Annotated in this window: 15 protein-coding genes and 2 tRNA genes; 12 read left to right on the top strand and 5 right to left on the bottom strand. The window is 41.2% G+C overall.

Annotated features, from left to right (window positions below; genetic code table 11):
• Positions 1–237: 237 nt before the first annotated feature.
• Positions 238–1,962, top strand: coding sequence for a Na+/H+ antiporter NhaC family protein (locus B6K83_RS04430; protein WP_085283640.1), 1,725 nt, complete (start codon positions 238–240; stop codon positions 1,960–1,962).
• Between the two features lie 102 nt (positions 1,963–2,064).
• Here the strand turns inward: B6K83_RS04430 and B6K83_RS04425 are convergent, their stop codons facing one another.
• The gene (locus B6K83_RS04425) at positions 2,065–3,663 is read right to left on the bottom strand and encodes an ATP-binding protein (RefSeq protein ID WP_085283638.1); all 1,599 of its coding nucleotides are present in this window, start codon (positions 3,661–3,663) and stop codon (positions 2,065–2,067) included.
• A 388-nt stretch (positions 3,664–4,051) separates the two neighbouring features.
• On the opposite strand from B6K83_RS04425, the gene B6K83_RS04420 reads away from it, so the two are divergent.
• The 3 genes from B6K83_RS04420 (at position 4,052) to B6K83_RS04410 (ending at position 6,462) form a co-directional block, all read left to right on the top strand.
• Positions 4,052–5,521 carry a DNA-3-methyladenine glycosylase 2 family protein gene (locus B6K83_RS04420; protein ID WP_085283636.1) on the top strand — a complete coding sequence of 490 codons (1,470 nt, stop codon included), beginning with the start codon at positions 4,052–4,054 and terminating at the stop codon, positions 5,519–5,521.
• A 6-nt stretch (positions 5,522–5,527) separates the two neighbouring features.
• Complete coding sequence (locus tag B6K83_RS04415; protein ID WP_085283634.1) at positions 5,528–6,004, top strand: methylated-DNA--[protein]-cysteine S-methyltransferase; 477 nt, start codon at positions 5,528–5,530, stop codon at positions 6,002–6,004.
• A 104-nt stretch (positions 6,005–6,108) separates the two neighbouring features.
• On the top strand, positions 6,109–6,462 hold the full coding sequence (locus B6K83_RS04410) for a hypothetical protein (RefSeq protein WP_233143793.1): 354 nt from the start codon (positions 6,109–6,111) through the stop codon (positions 6,460–6,462).
• A 130-nt stretch (positions 6,463–6,592) separates the two neighbouring features.
• On the opposite strand, the gene trmB is transcribed toward B6K83_RS04410, so the two are convergent.
• Complete coding sequence (gene trmB / locus B6K83_RS04405) at positions 6,593–7,318, bottom strand: tRNA (guanosine(46)-N7)-methyltransferase TrmB (protein ID WP_085283632.1); 726 nt, start codon at positions 7,316–7,318, stop codon at positions 6,593–6,595.
• Between the two features lie 308 nt (positions 7,319–7,626).
• Here trmB and B6K83_RS04400 point away from each other — a divergent pair, with 308 nt between their 5' ends.
• Positions 7,627–8,313 carry an outer membrane protein OmpK gene (locus B6K83_RS04400; RefSeq protein ID WP_085283630.1) on the top strand — a complete coding sequence of 229 codons (687 nt, stop codon included), beginning with the start codon at positions 7,627–7,629 and terminating at the stop codon, positions 8,311–8,313.
• A 59-nt stretch (positions 8,314–8,372) separates the two neighbouring features.
• Here the strand turns inward: B6K83_RS04400 and B6K83_RS04395 are convergent, their stop codons facing one another.
• Positions 8,373–8,714: a YggL family protein gene (locus B6K83_RS04395; protein WP_233143792.1), complete on the bottom strand. Its 342-nt coding sequence runs from the start codon at positions 8,712–8,714 to the stop codon at positions 8,373–8,375.
• 118 nt (positions 8,715–8,832) lie between these two features.
• On the opposite strand from B6K83_RS04395, the gene mutY reads away from it, so the two are divergent.
• From mutY to B6K83_RS04360, 7 genes are all read left to right on the top strand, one after another.
• Positions 8,833–9,915, top strand: coding sequence for an A/G-specific adenine glycosylase (mutY, locus tag B6K83_RS04390; RefSeq protein ID WP_085283626.1), 1,083 nt, complete (start codon positions 8,833–8,835; stop codon positions 9,913–9,915).
• A gap of 36 nt (positions 9,916–9,951) precedes the next feature.
• Positions 9,952–10,224, top strand: a complete 273-nt coding sequence (locus tag B6K83_RS04385) for an oxidative damage protection protein (RefSeq protein ID WP_085283624.1) — start codon at positions 9,952–9,954, stop codon at positions 10,222–10,224.
• Positions 10,225–10,509 carry a TMEM165/GDT1 family protein gene (locus tag B6K83_RS04380; protein WP_198951657.1) on the top strand — a complete coding sequence of 95 codons (285 nt, stop codon included), beginning with the start codon at positions 10,225–10,227 and terminating at the stop codon, positions 10,507–10,509.
• A gap of 199 nt (positions 10,510–10,708) precedes the next feature.
• Positions 10,709–10,784, top strand: a tRNA-Phe gene (locus B6K83_RS04375).
• A gap of 86 nt (positions 10,785–10,870) precedes the next feature.
• Positions 10,871–10,946: transfer RNA gene (locus B6K83_RS04370), tRNA-Thr, on the top strand.
• Between the two features lie 168 nt (positions 10,947–11,114).
• Entirely contained in the window at positions 11,115–13,067 is a 1,953-nt protein-coding gene (locus B6K83_RS04365; protein WP_085283622.1) for an AsmA family protein, read from the top strand.
• Between the two features lie 38 nt (positions 13,068–13,105).
• Complete coding sequence (locus B6K83_RS04360; protein ID WP_085283620.1) at positions 13,106–13,849, top strand: DUF4197 domain-containing protein; 744 nt, start codon at positions 13,106–13,108, stop codon at positions 13,847–13,849.
• A 169-nt stretch (positions 13,850–14,018) separates the two neighbouring features.
• Here B6K83_RS04360 and B6K83_RS04355 read toward each other — a convergent pair whose 3' ends face one another.
• Both B6K83_RS04355 and B6K83_RS04350 read right to left on the bottom strand, forming a co-directional pair.
• Positions 14,019–14,696 carry a PEP-CTERM sorting domain-containing protein gene (locus tag B6K83_RS04355; protein WP_085283617.1) on the bottom strand — a complete coding sequence of 226 codons (678 nt, stop codon included), beginning with the start codon at positions 14,694–14,696 and terminating at the stop codon, positions 14,019–14,021.
• Between the two features lie 131 nt (positions 14,697–14,827).
• Positions 14,828–17,293 carry a S8 family serine peptidase gene (locus tag B6K83_RS04350; RefSeq protein WP_085283615.1) on the bottom strand — a complete coding sequence of 822 codons (2,466 nt, stop codon included), beginning with the start codon at positions 17,291–17,293 and terminating at the stop codon, positions 14,828–14,830.
• Between the last annotated feature and the right edge of the window lie 85 nt (positions 17,294–17,378).

Genomic DNA, 17,378 nt, shown 5'->3' with positions numbered 1-17,378 from the left:
GCATAGCTGTGCTATTGTTGCTTTTGTATAGCCATATAATTTTCTCAGCCAAACTAATATCATTGCTTGGCTGCGTTCTAGGCCTACTTTTTGCACAAATAAGCCGACATAAATTTTCTTCATTCTCCACATATTTCTGTTATCGTAGCCATAGCAACATTGAGCTAAGTATGGTCGGTCGTACGAAATTACACCGCTATTTTTTGACTCAGATAAAAACAATAACAGAGTTGTGTTATGCCGATAAAACAAAACGCTATCGCCTTAGTCAGCTTTATTTTTGCCGTATTATTAGCCATTTATGTTAAAAACTTTATCCCGGCACAATGGATGGAGCAAGGCTATAACTATGACGTAAAAGTGAGCGCGGACCATGTTTTAAGTTATGTCTACCAAGAGCAAGAGATTATTATTGATACTGTGGTCGACTATCAAAGTTCGCCACTTAATCAGCAGCATCTCAACCAACTTACCGGCGCGCCAGAGCTAAAACAACAATGGGTCGTTGATAAAGATCAGCAGTTTAAGTTACTTAAGCCCGCGTTTCACTTTGGCATATGGTCATTACTGCCCGCCGTGATCACCATAATACTGTGCTTACTCACCCGTGAGCCGCTAACGGCGTTACTTGCCGGTATAGTAGTTGGTGCAATCATGTTAGGACGTTACGACTTAACTGATGCAGTGATCATCCCTAACTTAGCGAAAGAAGGCACTGCCGCCTTGTTATTATTATATTTATGGTTGTTAGGGGGACTACTCGGGATTTGGTCAAAAACTGGTGCCGCCCAAGCATTTGCCAATTATATGACCCAGCATTTTGTTAAAGGCCGAAAATCCGCCAAGTTAGTCACTTGGTTTTTAGGGGTCTTGTTTTTTCAAGGTGGTACTATGAGTACTGTCTTGGTAGGTACAACCGTGCGCCCTTTAGCAGATAAAGCAAAAGTAAGTCATGAAGAGATGAGCTATATTGTTGACTCAACTGCCTCTCCTATTGCGTCTGTACTCGCATTTAATGCATGGCCAGCGTATGTTCAAGCATTAATATTTATCCCTGGCGTTTCGTTTTTAGCCACAGAAGCTGACCGGATCGCGTTTTTCTTTAAAAGTATTCCGTTTAGTTTTTATAGTATTTTTGCTGTACTTGGTACTTTATTACTAAGCCTCAATATTACCACCTTTGCGGGTAAACGTATTCGCGCCGCAAAATTGCGAGCAGAAAAGTACCAACAACTTGATGCGGCAACAGCTAAACCCATGAGCGCTAAAGAATTACAAAGCGCTGACGTGCCTGATGGTTATCAACCCCATGTACTTGAATTTATTTTACCTTTAATCACTTTAACGGCAATTGCCGTTGCTAGCTTTATTTTTTTAGGCTCACCTAAAATTAACTGGGCGTTTGCTGCCGCTTTATTCTTATCTGCCATGATGGCACTTTTAAAAGGCATGTCGTTAGCACAAGTTATCGAGGGCTTTAGCAATGGTTTGAAGGGGGTCGTATTCGCTTCTGTAATATTAATGTTGGCGGTTATTATTGGCAGTATCAGTAAAGAAACTGGTGGTGGCCTATTTTTAGTTTCTTTACTAAGTCAGCAACTGCCCTTTTGGTGCTTACCCGTCATGTTGCAGTTGCTGACAATGATGATTGCATTTTCTACCGGTACCAGCTGGGGCACCTATGCTATCGCCTTTCCTTTAGCCATGCCATTAGCTTGGGCGATTGCGCAAAATCAAGCGCTACAAAGCCCAGAGTTATTTATGATGTTATGTTTTGCTAGCGTCTTAAACGGCAGTGTGTTTGGCGATCAATGCTCACCTATCTCAGATACCACTATACTCAGTGCCATGACCACAGGCTGTGATTTAATGGACCATGTAAAATCACAATTGTTTCCGGCAATTTTGGCGGCATCAATGGCTGGCCTATTGTGGACCTTGATTTGCTACTTTTTTGTCTAACCCTCTTCGCTTTTAGGTCACAAACCATGCAATGCAAAGTTTAAATAATGATAAATAGTTACTTTAACCTTATGCTACAAAAAAAACGTAATAAACGAAAAGTTAAGGATTAACCTTTAGCTCAGAGATGTTTGTTTCTGCTGGCGGCTGTGCTTTTTCTATCGGCACGGTAATGACAAAGCAACAACCTGGGGTTTTATCTTTTACTTCAATGCTGCCTGCAAGCTTAGTGCTGACTAAATTATAAACAATATTCATACCTAAACCTGAGCCACCAACGCCGCGTTTTGTGGTCACAAAAGGCTCAAATATTTTATCTTTTATATCAGCGGCTAAGCCCTTGCCATTATCTTGATAAGTTAATATTAGGTTATCTTCATTGCGTTGAAACGCTATTGTAATATCACCGTCTATTTTGCCCTCAAAACCATGAATATGTGAATTAGTTAATAAGTTAGTGAGAATTTGATTCCAAGCGCTTGGGTAGGTCACCAAGTGTAACTCTTCATCCACTTGTATCTCGATACGATAATTTTTTTGTTTAAATAACGTTTTTACGGTGTTAACAATATCTTTTACATGTTGAGCTAAATTTATGTTGAGCTTAGGATCGGTATGGTATTCAACCGCAACAGATTTAAAACCTCGGATCAAATCGACAGCTTTTGTCAAACTACGCTCTATTATTTGCTCATATTCGGAAAATAACTGTAACGCTGCCGATAATTGTTTTTTAGTTAAAGTCTGCTCTGTTAATGCTTGTTCCAACTCTGCGAGTTTTTCTTTTAATGCACTCGCTGAGGTTATACAAATACCCAGTGGCGTATTCACTTCATGCGCTACACCAGCGACAAGCTGACCCAGCGAGGCCATTTTTTCTGACTGCACCAGTTGATCTTTTGCAAGCGTTAATTTATCCAAAGACTGCTGCAATTGCTGGTTACTTTCTGCAAGTTTTGCCGTGCGCTCATAAACTTTTATTTCTAAATCACCATTTAAGTCAATTAACGCATTTTCGGCGTCTTCTAATTTAATAATGTCGTTTTTAAGCGTTAAACGCATGGCATTGATAGCAGCAACTAGCTCATCAAGTTCGTCTGGCTGCTTCGTACGATTTTCCAAGGAAAGCTGAGTATCAAGGTTTTCACCGGACAAGGCCTTTGAATACAAAGTAATACGAAATAAATGGCGGGTGATCATCCAATGCACAATAAAAAATGTCGACAGCGCGACAATAAATATTTTAATAAACTCAGAGACAATGATAAAACCCGCTTTTTGCCATAACTGCTGATATATATCTTGATAATCGGCAGAAATGACCATTTCTCCGATACTATTGCCTTGAAAAGCGATGGCATAAGTTTTGATTTTTTTAGCATCGAGTTGGGCGTTACCAACTTGGTAAACTTTGCCAAAACTCGTGGTTATTTTCACATGACGAATGTCAGGTAAGCGAAGAATGCCGGAAATTTGTTGTTCTACTAACGCCTCATTAAAGTCCCATAAGCTCGTCGATATTGATTGATTAAAACTTAATTCAATATTATCAAAGCGTTTATCTAAAGCGGTTAGGCCATCTTTAAAGTCACCATATAAGTGTAATAGCGTAGAGCACACAGATAAAAAAGCACTACAGAGAAAAATATAAATAAATACCCGTCGAGAAAGCTTGCTATTAAAAGCACCTTTATCATCCATCACATTGACCACGCAATATTTTTTGACACGTATTTAAAAACCTTGAAATAGCTTAGTCCTATTAAAATAGTAGCGCAGCATAAAGTCAAATGACAATGTCGGTAAATACCTTATCTTAGAAGAATATTTTAAGCATTGAACAGACATAATTTAAAAACCGCGATGGCAAAGAACATTAGCAAAACAGCACGCACCTTGTTTATTTAGTCACATAACTTAGTCACATAACTTAGTCACGAAATGTTTCTAAAACATTAATGCTTTCTGCTAGTGCCATCACTAATAGCGCATAGTGGTGCGACGTATTTTTTATTGCTGTCTGAATATCGCTAGTTATTTCTCAGCGCTTAGGTATGATTTAGTTAAATTAGACTCTGAGCATGTAAAAATGAAGCAAGCGGAATTAAGTATTGCGGTGTGTGAGAGTGCAAGGCTCAGTCGTGATGCGCGCTTTGATGGTAAATTTTTTACCGCGGTTTTAACAACGGGTATTTTTTGTCGTCCCATATGCCCAGCAAGAGCGCCAAAACCAGAAAACGTTAGGTATTTCCACAATGCTGAACTCGCTCAGCAGGCTGGCTTTCGACCATGTAAACGCTGTTTTCCTCAGCTAGCGCCGAACATACCGTTACCAAATAAAATTAAAAAAATTACCCAAGCGTATTATGAAAATAACTATAGCGTAAAACAGTGCGCGAAAGTTTTAGCGATCAACGAGCGGCAAATCCATCGCACCTTCGTTAAGTATTATGGCTTAGCACCGAGTGATTTTTTTCATCAACAACGCTTGTTACTTGCCCATAAACTTTTGGTATCTACCAACTTAAGCATTACCAATGTTGCATTTGCCGCTGGCTTTAAAAGCATTCGCCGCTTTAATGAAGTTATAATGGCAAATTATCAAACCACACCGCGCGCTATTCGTGGCAACAACACCATTAAGGCTGAGCACTTTGTTACGGTTTTATTACCCTATAAGCCACCATTTGACTGGCCTTTAATGTTAAGTTTTTTCCGGTCAAGACAGTTAACATCTATAGAAAATATTACTGAAAACCATTATTTTCGCACTATTAAGCTCGATCACTGCCATGGTTGGATTAAGGTGACAAAAAATGCCAATAACTGTGCCTTAGATTTAACCGTAAAACTTAGTGATTACAGCTACTTGCACCAAGTAATTAGCAGAGTGAGAACTATGTTCGATTTAGACACCGACATGCAAATTATCCACGAAAAACTCTGCTACCATAAAAAGCTCGCTCAGGTGATAAAAAAACATCCCGGTTTGCGATTACCAGGCTGTTGGGATGTCTTTGAATTCTCAATTCGAGCCATATTAGGTCAACAAATATCCGTGAAAGGTGCCACAACTCTCGCGCAACGCATTACAGAAAAATATGGCGAAGATGTGCCAAGTAACGACCTAGAAAAAGAAAGCAAAACAAGTAAATACTTCCCAACCATCAAGGCACTGATAGACGCAGACTATCAGGATATTGGGCTAACACGCTCGCGCATTGCCACCTTGCAAACTTGGGTTCAGTACTACCAAAGCCATCAAGCGCTATTTTCTCAAGGGTTAAGCACAGAAGAATTGGAAGCAAACTTGACTCAGCTAAAAGGTATAGGCCCGTGGACGGTAAACTATCTTGCCATGCGCGGCTTGAGCGAACCCGACGCATTTCCAAGTGCTGACTTAGGCATAATCAAAGCCTTGACTGACAATGAAGTTAAGCCAAAAAACAAAGCCATCTTAGCCCTAGCAGAAAGCTGGCGACCCTGGCGCACTTATGCCGCGATATATTTGTGGCAATGGCTGCATTTGACTAGTGAAAAAAATAACATTAAGGACTAACACGCTATGTACTATTATATTTATCAATCGCCACTGGGCGAAATTGCGCTCACTGCTAATGATAACGGCTTAACATCATTAGCTTTTCAGCAAGGAAAATCGCCAATTTCACTGTCTGGTTTATGTTTAGCAGAAGCTAAGTTTACGCAAGTGATCCAGCAATTAAATGAATATTTTGCCGGCGAAAGAAAACGTTTTCAGTTAGCGCTAGACCCCAAAGGCACTAGCTTTCAAAAGCAAGTTTGGCAGGCACTAACAAACATTCCCTGTGGTGAAACGAAAAGCTACGGTTGGATAGCAAAAAGCATCAATAACGCAAAAGCAGTGCGCGCGGTTGGTACTGCAAATGGTGCCAACCCCATTGCCTTAATCGTACCTTGTCACCGCGTAATAGGGAGCAATGGAAAGTTAACTGGCTATGCCGGTGGTTTAGCATTAAAAGCTAAGCTATTGATGCATGAAGGTGCACAATTTCGAGTGTAACCTAGTATCAACAACTGAAAGCTCTACGCAAAGTTCAACATAACTTGTATTTACTGCTAGAATAGCGCCGTGATCTATTTTTTGCTCAATTAAGAAGTGTCATTGTGGAACTTATTGTTGTTATCGCCGCCTGCGCGGTTAGTTTTTTAGCTTGGTTAATTTGGCAACTCATGCGAGCTAGGCAGTTTAATCGGTTTAAACGCCAAATCATTCAAGAACTAAAGCCTAAAGTTATTGCCAGTATCATTGAAGAAATGGCCAGTAGTCGTTCAGCTATGCTGCCCAATACTCTGGCGCATCAAGAAGCGACTATTCAATATTGGTGCGCTGCCAGTTCACGCATTTTACAAGCGGCATTAAAGCGCGAAATTATTGATGAGCAGTGGTTAAAAACAAGTGGAAACTTACGAAATAGCCAGCACTTATTTCATATTGAACGAGATAAACTGCATCGTTAGTCTGGCTTGCAAATCGTTGTTTTATTAACGCTAACAGTTAGCGCACTTGGCGATGCCAAAGCTGAGACAGAGCAATAACAAAAAAAGAGCTAATTAGCTCTTTTTTCAACGACATATTTGACAAACACCACTATCCGAGCTTCTCAAACTGTAAGTCCCAAACACCATGTCCCAAGTTTTGACCACGATGTTCAAACTTAGTTAACGGACGCGAATCAGGGCGTGGAACATAATCATTAGTAGCCGATAAGTTTTTATAACCTGGCGCTGAGCTCATATCTGCTAACATACATTCTGCGTAGTTTTCCCAATCTGTCGCCATATGAAAAACACCACCGACTTGCAGCTTTTCACGAATGGCTTCGACAAAACTTGCTTGCACAATGCGACGCTTATGGTGTTTTTTCTTATGCCAAGGATCTGGAAAAAACAACTGAACTTTCGCTAAACAAGCGTCAGGAATACAGTCAGCTAAAATTTCGATCGCATCATGTTCGTATACCTTTAAGTTAGTAACACCTTGCTCTTGCGCTAAGGCAATACAGGCACCAACGCCCGGGCGATGCACTTCAACACCAATAAAATTAAGCTCAGGCGCATTTTTTGCCATTTCAACTAATGACTTACCCATACCAAAGCCAATCTCTAATACCAGCGGATTATTATTGCCAAATAATGTATGCGGGTTAATCATACCGTCTTGGTGGTTTAATCCCATGATTGGCCAAAATTGCTCTAACGCTTTTGCCTGCGCCTTAGTCAGACGACCTTCACGCTTAACAAAGCTACGCACTTTTCTAATGTACTTGCCTTCTTGCTCGGCTTGTTCAATGGTTTTATGGGTTCGTTCAGTCATAGTGGTTCTTTAAGAAAAATCAGGCCGCATATTATCCCTGTTTCAGCCAATAAATTCAAACCTAAACATTAACCGAAAATGATGTAATTCAATGCGACTAACTTAAACCTATATCTGTAAACAGCTAAAAGAATCCGTGACCCAAATGGCACAACACATTAAAATATCTTAAGCGGCATTTACGCAAGCCTATGTGTGCAAACAGCAGCAAAAATAAGGTCAAAACTAACTTACAAGCTCGTTAGAGGCTTGAGCTAGAGCGTTAGATAACTTTTTCATTACGATAATCAAACAAATAAGGAAACGATATGAAGCCTATTGCAGCGGCATTTTTGGCACTAATTACCATCACCAGTTTTAATGGTATTGCCCAAACGCTATGGTCTGATAGCAGCGCTACATTCTTGCGCGGTAACCATTATGAGGTGGGTGATAACAGTCGCACTGTTTTTACGTTTGAACATGCTGGCGGTTATAGCTGGGGCGACAGTTTTCTGTTTATTGACCGACTACACTCGGACAACGGTGATAAAGAAACTTACGCAGAAATAGCACCAAGATTTCAAATTTCTGCTTATAAAAATCAATTTTTCGAGAACATCTATATCGCCACTACGGCAGAAATAGGCGACAATTTCACTCATTACTTAGTGGGTTTAGGCACCAGCTTAAATTTACCTAATTTCAACTATTTTAATGTCAATATCTATCATAGAAATAACGACTCAGCAAAAAGCAATCAGCAAGTCACGGTAACTTGGGCCTTACCCCTTGGTCCGTTAGTGTATGATGGTTTTATGGATTACGTTATTGCTAAAGGCGATCAACATTCAAACATGAATTTCACTTCACAATTAAAATATAATCTAGGTCAACATCTAAATTTAAAAACCAAGTTATTTGTTGGTGTTGAATATGCGTTTTGGTTGAACAAGTTTGGCATTGACGGTGTAGACGAGAAAAATTTGAATTTACTGGTGAAATATCACTTTTAAATTGCTTAATATTCAAGCTAGCAAGTGCTAGCTTGAATTACATAATAGCGGCTAAGTTATTACTCAGCCCACCAAACATCATACAATGGCCCAACATCTACCGCCTTAGCGCCGTTATCGGTTAACCACTTTTCTACCAATTTACGATCTTCTTCTGTACATTTTCCGATTTTTTGCGTGCACACTAAGCCATGCCACAAGGTGTCACCTTCACCGCCAAAACCTAAGCCATTGGGCTCAATCACTTGCTCAAAAAAGTTATTTAAAAAGTCATCAATAGCGTCACCCGCTAAATTTTCATCTAGTTGCCAAGCAATATCAAAACCTAATTCTTGATATTCGTCGACGCGTAATTTTTTTCGTAATCGCTTACTTCGATTTTTTGCTTCTATTTTCATCATTAGCTCCTTAAAGCTTATATCAATTCACATTAAGCCTACCTGTTATGGGCGAGAGCTTAGTGCTAATAGAAATTTTTGCAATGAAAATCTTAATTTTATTCGTTACACTGGCGCCGCTATGACAAATAAAACTCAAATTTCAGCCAGATCTGCGCAAGTATTTAGTGATCAAGTGTTATCTTGGTTTCAAGTACAAGGTAGAAAACACTTGCCTTGGCAGCAAGAAAAAACTCCATACCGAGTCTGGATCTCAGAAATTATGCTACAGCAAACGCAAGTGGCTACTGTGATCCCCTATTATCAACGTTTTATGGCAAGTTTTCCTAATATTGTCGACCTAGCCAATGCTGATGAAGACACAGTATTACATCATTGGACAGGTTTGGGTTACTACGCCCGCGCGCGTAATTTACACAAAACAGCTAAAATCATTCGTGATCAATACCAAGGTATTTTCCCAGAACAAATTGATGATGTTATTGCGCTGCCCGGCATTGGCCGTTCAACTGCCGGCGCAATATTAAGTTTAGCGCTCAATAAACATCACCCGATACTAGATGGCAATGTTAAACGCGTATTAGCACGCTGCTATAAGGTGCAAGGCCATGCTGGCCAAGCCATATATGAAAAAACCTTATGGCCAATCACTGAAACGCTGACCCCAAAAGAAGGTGTGGCACAGTTTAACCAAGCCATGATGGACTTAGGGGCTATGGTCTGTACACGCGCTAAGCCTAAGTGTGATATTTGCCCACTACAAGCAAGCTGTTTAGCACGCGCCAGTGACGAGCAAACTCAATACCCGCAAAAGAAACCGAAAAAAGCCATACCCGCAAAAAGTACCATTATGGTGATCCCACGCGTAAATCAACAAGTGTTAATGGAAAAGCGTCCACCGGCAGGTATTTGGGGTGGTTTATGGTGCTTTTTAGAGTTGTCAGATAGAGCAAATTTGCCTGATTTATTAGCACAACTAAACCTCAAACCAACCGAGACATTTGCCTTAGATAAATTTCGCCATACCTTTAGCCACTTTCATCTCGATATTGAAGCCATTGTCGTCGACTGTCGCAAGTTACCAGCAAAAGAAATTAGCGAAAATAGCAATTTGCAGTGGTATAATTTAGCTAAAGTCGCGTCCGTAGGTTTAGCGGCCTCGACGCAAAGGTTAATTAAACAACTTGAGCAACTCGCTGTTTAAATTAACTTTCCTTACACCAATAAAAGAGAGCTTATTATGAGTCGTACCGTTTTCTGCCAAAATTTACAAAAAGAAGCCGAAGGCCTTGGTTTTCAACTTTACCCTGGCGAAGTAGGTAAACGTATTTTCGATAACATCAGTAAAGAGGCCTGGGGCAACTGGCAAAAAAAGCAAACCATGCTGATAAACGAAAATAAAATGAACATGATGAACCCAGATGATCGGGCATTTCTCGAAGCAGCCATGGTTGCCTATCTATTTGAAGGTAAAGAGCCGAAAATTGAAGGCTACACCCCGGAGCAAAAATAAGTGGAACTGGCCATAAACTGGAAAATATTCGCCACTATTTTTGCTTCCGTATTTATTGCCGAACTTGGCGATAAAACCCAACTTGCGACTATGCTGTTTGCTGCCGATAAAGACGTCAGCAAATGGCTAGTTTTCGGCGCCGCTTCTGCCGCGTTAATTGTCGCAACCGCGGTTGGCGTATTGGTGGGGAGTTTTTTGTCTGCCTATATTGATGAAAAAGTGCTGTCTTATATTGCCGGCTGCGGATTTATCATCATAGGCGCATATACTTTATACACAGCGTAATGACGATAAACTGTCAGCAAAGTAGAAAAACTTCAGCGAAATTGCGCTATAAAAGCACAATCCGCTGAAAAAAACGGCAAACAAACATTTAATTAAAAAAAAGGGTTGACGGGATAAAGGAAAAACAGTTTAATACGCCCCGTCTTCAAGGCACGGCCAAGAAGATAAAGTACAAGACAATCAATTGCATTGTTAATGTGCCTCGATAGCTCAGTCGGTAGAGCAGAGGATTGAAAATCCTCGTGTCCCTGGTTCGATTCCGGGTCGAGGCACCATTTTAGAGTCAACCTATTCCGACGTTGATTCGGTGCCAAGATAAATCATTCAGTAGAATAGTTTTATCGCACACAAAGCTTTGTGTGCCGACTTAGCTCAGTTGGTAGAGCAACTGACTTGTAATCAGTAGGTCGCCAGTTCGACTCCGGCAGTCGGCACCATTTATTCCGCAAGGAAGAAACAAACCTTAACAGCAATGTTAAGGTTTTTTTTCGTCTGTTAGTTAACATAAATGCTAGTCAACTGTTCGCTATTTTTGTTACCCCATCATGATTTAATAGCGCATATTAACTATAGTTAAAGTATCTTTTTGCTCATTAACTTCAACTATGCGTATATTTTTAAAATTTGTCGCTGTCATCGCCGTTATTATTGCCTTATTAACGCTCGCCGCGACGCAGCTGATATCGACACAAGATATAGTTAAACAAGTCAGTACTAAAGTCGAACAAACAACAGGACGGGCATTAACAGTTAATGGCGAGCTTAATTTGCAGGTGTTCCCTTCGCTGTTGCTAGAGTTGAACGATGTGCACTTTGCCAATGCATTAGGGGGCTCAAGAGCAGAGATGGCAAAAATTGACGAATTGGAGCTCCATATCCCATGGTTGTCATTATTCTCAGGTCAACTCACCATTGAAAAGTTCGTCATCAACAATCCCGATATTTTATTGGAAAAAACCGCTGAAGGTAAAGTGAACTGGCAGTTTTCACCAATAACAAGTGCAGCGGATAAAGTGGCTAGTAACACTAAAACCTTACCTGAACAGCCTGCTAATAATGACGGAAATTTGGCTTTACCTGAGTCTTTTGATCTAAGGCTAGATCAGGTCGAGATAAATGGCGGCACACTCACCTATATTGATCATGAAATGAATGACAGCAAAACTCTAGATCAACTCAGCTTAGCCATCGCGCTACCCTCGTTGCAAGAAACACTAAATATTGCCGGCAGTGTCCGTTATATGGCACAAGTATTTGAACTTGAGTCAAGTATTACTACCCCTGCTAAGGCTATTAATAACCAAGCATTTTCCGTTAATTTAGCCTTAAGCTCAGCACTGGCAAAATTAAATTACTCAGGTGAATTATTACAACAAGGACAAGAAATAACAGGCAAACTATCGCTAGCAGGTGATTCAGTCAAACAATTACTAAATTGGCAAAACATAAAGTTAGAGGCTAAAGAAAACGCCTTTAATCAATTTTCATTAAACACCAATATACGCTTTGTTAACAACACGCTCGCAATGAATGAGTTAGTGGTTAAACTCGACGCCTTAGCGTTCAAAGGCTCATCAGCTATTACTTTATCTACGCCACTAAAAGTTGTTAGTAATATTGACTTAGGGGTATTAGATCTAAACCCTTATTTACCTGCAATAAGCGCAACAGAGCCGACGCAGAAGGAAAATAGCGCTGAGCCGATAGTGTGGGACAACACCGCATTGGATTTATCAGTTTTGAAGGCATTAAATGCCGAGATAGCAATACAGTCAACTCAGCTGTTCGCTCGAGAAATTAAGCTTGGCGAAAACGAGCTTGCCCTTACTTTAGATAACGGCATGGCTACTGTGCAACTAAAAAGCTTCGAAGGTTATGAAGGTAAAGGGAGCGGCGTAGTAACACTTAATGCCACGACTAAGCCATATCAATTTAGCAGTAACTTTAAATTAACCGATATTAACGCCGAGCCCCTACTTACCGATGCCATAGGGTTTAACAAATTAATGGGCAAAGGACATTTAGTATGGCAACTTTCAAGCCAAGGTAGGAGTCAAGCTGATTTTATTTCTCAGCTTCAAGGTGACTTAAGTTTGAATTTTATTGATGGCGCAATAAAAGGCCTTAACTTAGCAGCGATAGCCAAAAGTGCCAGTAATATTATGCAAGGCAATTTAGCATCGGTAAGTTTAGACAGTGATTTTAGCCACGCAGAGCAAACCGACTTTGCCGCTTTAACCGCTGAGTTTACCGTCAAAGATGGTATCGCACAGAGTAAAAACCTATCCTTGCTGAACCCATTTATTAGAGTCGCTGGCGTTGGCGATATTGATTTGCCTAAAACAACCGTTAACCTACAGGTAAAATCAAAAATTGTGGCATCAGTTCAAGGACAAGCCGCCAATAACGAAAGCTCGGGTGTTGAGATCCCAATCAAAATAACTGGGCCGTTTCATGATATTAAAATTCGTCCCGATGTCAGCTCAGGGGCAAAAGATAAGCTCAAAAACAAAGTAAAAGATAAGCTTAAGGATAAATTAAAAGGCTTGTTAGGCTAATTCACCAATTTACATGCCGCTTGCTAGGAGATATCCCGATGTCGAACACCAAAGTTATTGTTAAATTGACACTTTTTTGCTCGTTACTTTTTGTTTCATCCGTTTATGCTCAGGAGAGTTGGTGGCAAAAAGCAAAAGAGCTATTTAACCGTGAGAATAAAGTAGCAGATGTAATGTTAAATGATGAGCAAATTGCCAAGGGCCTTAAACAAGCCTTATCGGTCGGCTCTGAGTCGGTGATTAACACCTTGCAACAAAGTGGCGCTTTTGCCGATAATCCCAACTTAAGGATTAAACTGCCTTCAACCTTAGCGCGTGTTGGCAGTGCTCTAGATAAAATAGGTATGGGGCAATGGACAAATGAACTCGAAGACAAATTAAATGAGGCCGCAGAGCAAGCTATTCCCGCCGCCGGCCCTATTTTAGCAACGGCAATAAACAATTTAACGCTCGAAGATATTCAAGCTATTTACCAGGGTGAAAATGATGCTGCTACGCAATACTTTAAAGCCCAAATGTCTGAGCCAATTGCCCAAGCAATGGATCCTATTATCAAGCAAAACTTAGAGAGTGTCGGCGCATTAAAGTTATACGAGAATATTATGTCAAAATATAACGCTCTACCTTTTATGCCCGATGTCAGTAGCAACTTAGTCGCGCTTGTTAAATCCCAGACCATCTCAAGTGTTTTTGAATATCTAGCCAAAGAAGAAGCCGCAATACGTGCCAATCCAGAGAAACGAACCACTGAGCTGCTTAAAAAAATGTTTGCTAAACCTTAAACAGCAGGATCTACCTTACGCCTTATGACACTCCAGCAAGCCAATGCATGTATGTCATAATCATTATTTTAACACTGGCGTTTTGTTCGATAGTAGGCACAAAGCTATTAAGTACTTGTTGTACTTTGTTAGTGTTATAACCGCCCTTTTCGACAAAAATCGAAGCGGTTTATTTTATTCTGCGTAATGATAAGGCAAGTAGCGCAATCGCAAAAATAGCCAGTGTTGTGGGCTCGGGCACAGACTTACTACGATACATTAGCCAACCAATAGTTTCACCACTGGTGTTAGCGGGCGTATTAGCATAAAAATCGGTTTCAGCTATCGTACCAAAACTGTTGTATTTTTCATTGACACTGCCTTGTTGTAAGCGCAAATAGCCCGCCTTACCGTCAATGGCTTGATCATCGTAAAACCATGCAGCATCGACACTACTCAAACCTAGCTCGAAAGAGTCGCCCAATAGTGCGGTATATTGCGCACTGGTGAATACACCATTATCTGCACAAAAAGTATTGCTGGTATTGTTATCAGCACAGCCATGATTTGCCCCGCCATAAAGGGCATCAAGAAATAAATTAGCATCTAGTACGCCTGCAATCGTCCACCCCCTATGTGAACCCGCTGCAGACGTAGCCAATAGTGTTTCTGTATAGGTTAAATCAGCTAGTTGATCCCACCTTAACCACTCGCGGTCATTTAACGAGTCACTAATAACGCTCGTACTGCCATCATCATTGCTGGTTAGCGCGCCTATACTGATCAAACCAGCATGGGCAATGTTGACGCCACCGCTTACCAGCAATACTGTTGAGATCACAAACTTGTTAATGGCTTTAATTGTCATAATGGCTCACCTTAATCGTATATTGTCTTGCTCATTGTAGTGGGTTAATAGACATGTGTTTTGACATGCTTTGGATAAAAAGCCCACCTAAAACCAACCGGTGGGCTTTGCTTCCAGAGAAATGTAACTGACTAATAGTTATTAAAAAATCGTGTTGCCGCTACGGCATAATCGGCCCGTGTTACCACATTATCACCATAGAAATGGGCAATGATAGTTGGCTCTAAATCATAAGGCGCTTGTTCAATGGCAAAGTGCGCATTTAAAATGCCAAGGTCTAATGCTAATTGTACATAGCCTTTTAACTCAGCAGGTATTTGCTCTTGGTCAGCTAACGTTACCCGTTGCTGTTGAAAAATCGCGGTAATGTCGCCACTAAAGCTTTCAGCTAAAGGCTGCAACGCTAGCGACTGTACTAAAGAGTAAGCAAGCTGGTTTCGATCAACCGCCTGTTGAGAGTTAAAGTCACCACCACTAGTTAGCATGACTGGGGCTTGATCTTGTGCCGTATTACGCAACGCGGCGCCTTGGGTGAACACTGCATTTGCAGCCGCCGCATATTGGTCATCGACATCAGCAAAAGTATGCGTTGACGCTAAGTTAGACTGACGAATACCGGCTCCTAAGCTTAAAAAGTCTGCTAGAACTTGACGGGTCAACACGGCATCAGGCTGAAAGCCACTGCTATTAGCATCCACGAGCTCTTCACTGACTGCATATTCGATAAAGGCTTTAGCAGGGTGGTTTTCTACATCAGCTAAACCGGTATACCCATCTGTTTTAATGATTTTTACCGTCACATCGATATCGCCAGGGGCCGCATAGCCATTAGTAGCACCTGTAGGGTCAACATCAACACCTGAAATTCCGCCAATGCCATGCGCTTGCAATATCCAATCACCCGCTTCAGCAGGCGCTGTTACCGCAATATTTTGTCCTAACACGGGTAATGCAATGCTTGAGCCATAACGTTTACCGCTCGGGCTTGTTAACGATAAACCGACAGTATTGTCGTCAATATTTGCCCGCACCATCAACATAGACGCATCAGGCTGAACAGGAATAACAGTGCCTTCATTATCGCCTACTGGGCTAAAGGTTACCGTATCGGCATATTCTGCTTGTACTGAGGTCACTGCTTTGGCATTAAAACTACGTTCAATTTTAGTGGTGCTACCAAAGTTTAAACTGTCGTCAACAACCGACTTAACTGCCGCATAAGCATTAACATACCCTGCGCCAGCTTCCCAAGCTTCACGGCCTGGCATATTGGTTGCGGTTTCTTGTAATATGGCTTTCACTTCCCGCCAAGTTAAATTAGGGTTAGCTTCTAGCATTAATGCGACAATACCTGCAACATGAGGTGCTGACATTGATGTGCCACTCATTGAGGTATAATAAGGTACATGATTTGGTGCCATGACTTCGCTGTCATCAGCAACACTCAAAGCACTCAAGCTTGATAGCGAAGCACGTGTTGAAATAATATCGACACCAGGGCCTGTTACTGTTGGTCGGTCTTGCCATTGAAATGTTTCATGACCTACCTTGACTTCACCGCCTTTACCTTTAACCCCGCGAGAACTAAAGTCGGCTAAATTACCCGATTTATCGCCGGCAGCAACTGTGATCACCCAAGGTGCTTTTTTGAAGTTACCGGTTATAGTAGCTTCACCACTGCCAGAATTACCCGCAGAAAACACCACAATGACGCCATTGTCGGAAAGAGCCTTAGTAGCAACGTTGGTTGGGTGATCAGGATTAAAATCGGTACCAGTATCACTGGTGCTACCAAATGAGTTTGAAATGACCCGAATATTGTAGTCATATTGATGCGTTAAGGCATAATCAAAGCCACCGATAGTATCTAAGATAAATAAGCCCGCACCTGAGCCATAACCAATAATTTTAGCGCCGGGTGCCACACCTTGGTATTTACCCACTGACATAGCACCATTACCGCCAATAATACCCGCGACATGAGAGCCGTGGCCGCCGGCAATATCGGTGTTGGCGGTATCTTCTTGGTAAGTAATAGGTAATAAGTCAGAAAGTGAGTGTAAATTAGTTTGTGCCAATACATTTTGCACGACATGGTTTGGGTATTTAATATCAGTATGTGTACCATCAACACCTGAATCATTAACCACGACACCTATGCCGCGACCTGAAAATGGCATGCCTAAATTACGCATTGATGGATCAGAGCGTAAACGGTCAACACCCGTAATTTGTGTCGCTCCGTCGTTCTCAAGTGCTAACGGTGCGTTGTAATAAACTGAGCGCACCTGCTCGGCCGCATAAATTTGTTCAATTTGTGCCTTGGTGGCGGTAATGCCAACAATGGGTAATTGCTTAAAGCTAACCCCACCCGTAACTCCGGCCATTTCTAGAATATTTGAACGCTCTGGGGTTATTGCCCCTTCGCCTTCAAATGTCACAATAACTTCGAAAACATCTTGTACAGCAGCGTTTGAGATCAAGCTTTGTAGTTCAGGACCAAAAGATTTGGCAGAAAGACTAGGAGACATCAAACCTAACCCAGCGCCCATAAGACCTGCGATTAGCAATTTATTTTTTAATTTAGTTTTAAGCATTGGAGACACCTTAATTAATTCAACATAAGCAGCATGTCAAACATTAAGGTGATAAAGAATCAGGGGAAACCCCTATAGGCGACAA

Source organism: Colwellia chukchiensis (genome assembly GCF_002104455.1).
Lineage (GTDB): Bacteria > Pseudomonadota > Gammaproteobacteria > Enterobacterales > Alteromonadaceae > Cognaticolwellia > Cognaticolwellia chukchiensis.
This window is presented reverse-complemented; position numbering and strand designations above follow the sequence as displayed.